Here is a 4,515-nt window from a genome sequence, read left to right on the forward strand (position 1 = left end):
CCCACGCGCCGCCGTGGCCGAATATGGTGAGGTCGCCCGTTATCGGGTCAAGGGGCGATGGCCCCTTGGAAAAAGACTCCCTTCCCCTCCACACACACACGAAAACGCCGCCTGCATCCCCAGGGACACAGGCGGCGTTCTTGTCAGGCCGACCGGCGCTCAGTCGAGGACGGTACGGTCCTCGGACGGGTCGGAGTGGAACTCGTGCCACACGCCGTTGATGACGCCGAAGCTGACGGCAAGGCCCACACCCAGGATCCAGGCAAAATACCACATGGGTCGAACTCCTCAGTAGAAATCGGGGTTGAGACGGACTTCCTCATCGGTCACGCGGCCGAACATCACCTTGTAGGCCCAGGCGGTGTAGAGAAGCACGATCGGCAGGAAGATGAGCGTGACGAGCAGCATGATGAACAGCGTGCCCTGGCTCGAAGAGGCGTTCCACAAGGTCAGGCTCGAGGCCGGATCGATGGAACTGGGCAGGATGAAGGGAAACATCGAAAGCCCCACGGTCGCGATGATCCCCACGTTCGCCAGCGTCGAACCGGCAAAGACCAGCACGTGCCTGCGGCCCGAGATGCCAAGGAACGCGAGGACCGGGCCAAGGAGGCCCAGCACCGGGGCAAGCAGCATCCAGGGGTGCGCGGCGTAGTTATCGAGCCAGGCGCCGGTTGCGGCCACCGCGCCCGTCAAGTGCGGGTTGGAAGGGCCAGCCGGATCGGCCTCGGCAGCAAGGCGGTAGCCCATGTCGCCATAGGCCACGAAGACGCCGCCCAGCACGAACAGCACGAGCGAGGCGAGCGCGGCGATCTTGCCGAACTTGAGGGCTCGGTCGAGCACCGGACCCTCTTCCAGCTTGAGGCTGAGCCAGCCTGCGCCATGCAGCACCAGCATCGTTACCGACAGCAGGCCCGTCAGCAGCGAGAAGGGGGTGAAGAGCCCCAGCAGCGAGCCTTCGTAGAAGGTGCGAAGGTCACTATCGAGCCGGAAGGGCGCGCCCAGCAGCACGTTGCCGACCGCCACGCCGAACACCAGCGCGGGCACGAAACCGCCCACGAACAGCGCCCAGTCCCAGCGCGAACGCCAGGCGGGATCGGCCTTCTTGGAGCGGTACTTGAAGCCCACCGGACGCAGGATCAGCGCAGCCAGCACCAGGAACATCGCAAGGTAGAACCCTGAAAAGCTTACCGCGTAGACGAAGGGCCAGGCGGCAAAGATCGCCCCGCCCGCGAGGATGAACCAGACCTGGTTCCCCTCCCAGGTGGCGCCGATGGTGTTGATCACCTGGCGCCGCTCGACATCGTTCCTGCCGACGAAGGGCAGGAGGGCGGCCACGCCAAGGTCAAAGCCATCGGCGATCGCAAAGCCGATCAGGAGCACGCCCAGAAGCAGCCACCAGATCAGGCGCAGGGTTTCGTAATCGAGAGGTACGAAAGGCATTTCATCTGTCCTTTCAGATCATTCCGCGGGGACGGCGGTGTAGGCCGTCGCGACTTCGGCGGGCTCTTCGCGGCCCGGGCGCCAGGGGCGGTATTCCTCCGGCCCCTTGCGGATCGAGGCGAGCATGAGGCGCACCTCGATCACCGCCAGCGCGCCGTAAAGGAGCGTGAAACCGGCAATCGTGGTCCACAGCTGCGGCACGGTCAGACTGGAGTTGGCGAGGAACGTCGGCAGCACGCCGTCGACCGCCCAGGGCTGACGCCCGACTTCGGCGACAATCCAGCCCAGTTCCACCGCCAGCCAGGGCAGCGGCATGACGAAGAGGGCTGCGCGCAGGAACCAGCGCTTGTCGAAGCGGCGCATCGTGGAGAACGCGAAGGCCGTCGCGAAAAAGGCGACGAGGAGGAAGCCGATGCCCGCCATGGCGCGGAAGCCCCAGAACAGGACGGGCACTTCGGGCACGGTGTCCCAGGCCGCCTTGTCGATGGTCACCGCATCGGCGGTGCGCGGATCGGCGACGTAGCGCTTGAGCAGCATCGCGTAACCCAGATCGTTCTTGGCGGTCTCCCACTGCGCGCGTGCGGCGGTGTTCGTGGGATCGAGCTTCAACTTCTCGACCGCGTCATAGGCGACAAGGCCATTCTCGATGCGGCCACGGGCCTCGGCGACGAGCGGATAGATGCCCTCGACCTGGCCGGTCAGCGAACGCGTCGCGATCAGGCCCAGCACGTAGGGCACCTTGACCTCAAACAGCGTCTCGCGCTTTTCCTGCGAGGGGAAGGCGATGACCGAGAGGCCCGCCGGGCTCGCCTCGGTGTGCCACATGCCTTCCATCGCGGCGAGCTTCATCTGCTGGTTGTCGCCCAGCGCATAGCCGCTTTCATCGCCAAGCACGACGACCGAGAGCGAGGAAGCCAGGCCGAACGCGGCGGCCACGGTGAAGCTGCGCTTGGCAAGCTCCAGGAAGCGGCCACGCAGCAGGTAGTACGAGGAAACGCCCAGGACGAAGACGCTGGCGGTCACGTAGCCCGCGCTCACGGTGTGGACGAACTTGGCCTGCGCCACCGGGTTGAAGACGACGTCGAAGAAGCTCGTCACCTCCATGCGCATGGTGTCGGGGTTGAAGCTCGAACCGGTCGGGTGCTGCATCCAGCCGTTGGCGATGAGGATCCACAGCGCCGAAAGATTGGAGCCCAGCGCCACCATGATCGTGGTCAGCAAGTGGCCGCGCCTGGAGAGGCGGTCCCAGCCAAAGAACATGAGACCCACGAACGTCGCTTCGAGGAAGAACGCCATGAGACCCTCGATCGCGAGCGGCGCGCCAAAGATGTCGCCTACGTAGTGCGAGTAATAGGACCAGTTGGTCCCGAACTCGAACTCCATGGTGAGGCCGGTGGCGACACCCAGGACGAAGTTGATGCCGAACAGCTTGGACCAGAAGCGCGTGATATCGCGCCAGATCGGCCGTCCGGTGATGACATAGACGCTCTCCATGATGACCAGCATGAAGGAGAGGCCAAGGGTGAGCGGTACGAAGAGGAAGTGGTAGAGTGCCGTAAGGGCGAACTGAAGGCGTGACAATTCGACGACAGCGAAGTCGATCATGGGGGGTCACCTTTGCATTTTTGGTGCGATCCGTGCGTAGCCCCTTGGAGTGCATGGGCATTCCGGGCATTGATCGCAGTCAATCCCAAGTAGCGGCGTGCCCGCACGCGGCACTTGCGTCACGCGCTTGCACTCAATAGCCCCCGCCTAGGCCTCGCCAGGTCTCGAGTCAATATCACTTACACAGTTGCCGATTTATGAAACCCAAAAGAGCCGGGCAGTTCTGGGCCCTCGACATTCTCGGTGCGGCCCTGTTTTCCTGGGGAATTTCCGGCGGCGTGGAAGCACTTGTGGCGGGCACGGCCCTCTCGGCATGGCTCGTCTGCCTCGCAGGAGGGGCGCTCCTGCGCGCCAGCAGCGTCCTCTTCGTGCACCATTTCGCAATGCCCGGTGCGCAAATCGGTGCAAACCTTTGGCGCCGCGCCGCGATGTTGCGTCTGCTCGGGGGGCGCCTGCCCGCCCCTGTCAGCGCGGGCACCAGCGCGGCGCTGGCCATTGATCACGTCCAGGCCATCGCGGAGCACGGCGCCCGCTTCCAGCCGGCCCGCGTCTCGGCCGTCATCGGCCCGCTCCTCGCCATCGGCCTCATCGCCCTGGCGAGCTGGTTTTCCGCGCTGATCCTGCTCGCCACGCTCCTGCCCTTCGTGGTCGGCATGATCTTTGCCGGAACCGCCGCAAGGCGTGCCTCGGAGCGTCAGCTCGACGCGCTGGCCGCACTCTCCGGGCTCTTCGTCGACCGGGTCCGGCATCTCCCTCTCATCCGCCACTTCGGCGCGCAGGCGCGCATCGCCCGCCAGGTCGAGGTCGCCACCCACGGCGTGGCGACCCGCACCGTCGCGGTGCTGCGCGCGGCCTTCCTGTCGAGCGCGGTGCTCGAGTTCTTCGCGGCCATCGCGGTTGCGCTCGTGGCGATCTACTGCGGCTTTGCGCTGCTCGGCCTCTTGCCCTTCACCCCACCCGAGCCGCTGACGTTGGGCCGCGCCTTCTTTGCGCTTGCCATGGCACCCGAGGTCTACCTGCCCATGCGCCGCCTTGCCGCCGCCTACCACGAGAAGCAGATGGGCGAGGCTGCTGAAAGCGCGCTGGCCGAATATGCGCCCGGGCAGGAGGAGACGGAGGAAACGCCCAGCACGCCCACCACAGCGCCCTCTCCCTTCGACGGCCTCGTTGTCGAAGGGCTGATCCTGACCTGGCCCACCGTCTGCATCGGGCCTGTCGACCTGCGCCTGCCACGCACGGGCATCGTGGCCCTGAGCGGCCCCTCGGGCAGCGGCAAGACCAGCACGCTGGCCGCCATCGCCGGGCAGATCGAGGTCCCCTCGGGCCGGATCACGACCTTTGCCGGACATCCTCTCGATCGCGCCGACGTGGCCTGGGCCGCGCAGCGCCCGCTGCTGCTGCCCGGCTCGCTGCGCCGCAATCTTGCGCTTGCCGCGCCCGAGGCCTGCGATGCCGCCGTCCTTGTCGCCG

Annotated in this window: 4 protein-coding genes; 1 reads left to right on the plus strand and 3 read right to left on the minus strand. The window is 66.1% G+C overall.

All coding sequences use genetic code 11. From position 1 onward, the window contains the following. Nucleotides 1-159 precede the first annotated feature (159 nt). The 3 genes from cydX to MTR65_RS13665 are packed head-to-tail and all read right to left on the minus strand — an operon-like array spanning nucleotide 160 to nucleotide 3,042. Nucleotides 160-276, minus strand: coding sequence for a cytochrome bd-I oxidase subunit CydX (gene cydX, locus MTR65_RS13655; RefSeq protein WP_039389664.1), 117 nt, complete (start codon nucleotides 274-276; stop codon nucleotides 160-162). Between the two features lie 12 nt (nucleotides 277-288). Continuing rightward, nucleotides 289-1,440, minus strand: a complete 1,152-nt coding sequence (gene cydB, locus MTR65_RS13660) for a cytochrome d ubiquinol oxidase subunit II (protein ID WP_243801118.1) — start codon at nucleotides 1,438-1,440, stop codon at nucleotides 289-291. An 18-nt stretch (nucleotides 1,441-1,458) separates the two neighbouring features. Continuing rightward, nucleotides 1,459-3,042, minus strand: coding sequence for a cytochrome ubiquinol oxidase subunit I (locus MTR65_RS13665; protein ID WP_243801120.1), 1,584 nt, complete (start codon nucleotides 3,040-3,042; stop codon nucleotides 1,459-1,461). Between the two features lie 200 nt (nucleotides 3,043-3,242). On the opposite strand from MTR65_RS13665, the gene MTR65_RS13670 reads away from it, so the two are divergent. Further along, on the plus strand, nucleotides 3,243-4,515 hold a 1,273-nt coding region (locus tag MTR65_RS13670; RefSeq protein WP_243801119.1), incomplete at its 3' end, for an ABC transporter transmembrane domain-containing protein.

Origin of the sequence: Novosphingobium mangrovi (assembly GCF_022818885.1) — a bacterium.
GTDB classification, from domain to species: Bacteria; Pseudomonadota; Alphaproteobacteria; order Sphingomonadales; family Sphingomonadaceae; genus Novosphingobium; species Novosphingobium mangrovi.

Coding starts and splice junctions, on each gene's coding strand:
- cydB (WP_243801118.1), bottom strand. CDS start 1,440: ATGCCTTTCGTACCTCTCGATTACGAAACCCTGCGCCTGATCTGGTGG.
- cydX (WP_039389664.1), bottom strand. CDS start 276: ATGTGGTATTTTGCCTGGATCCTGGGTGTGGGCCTTGCCGTCAGCTTC.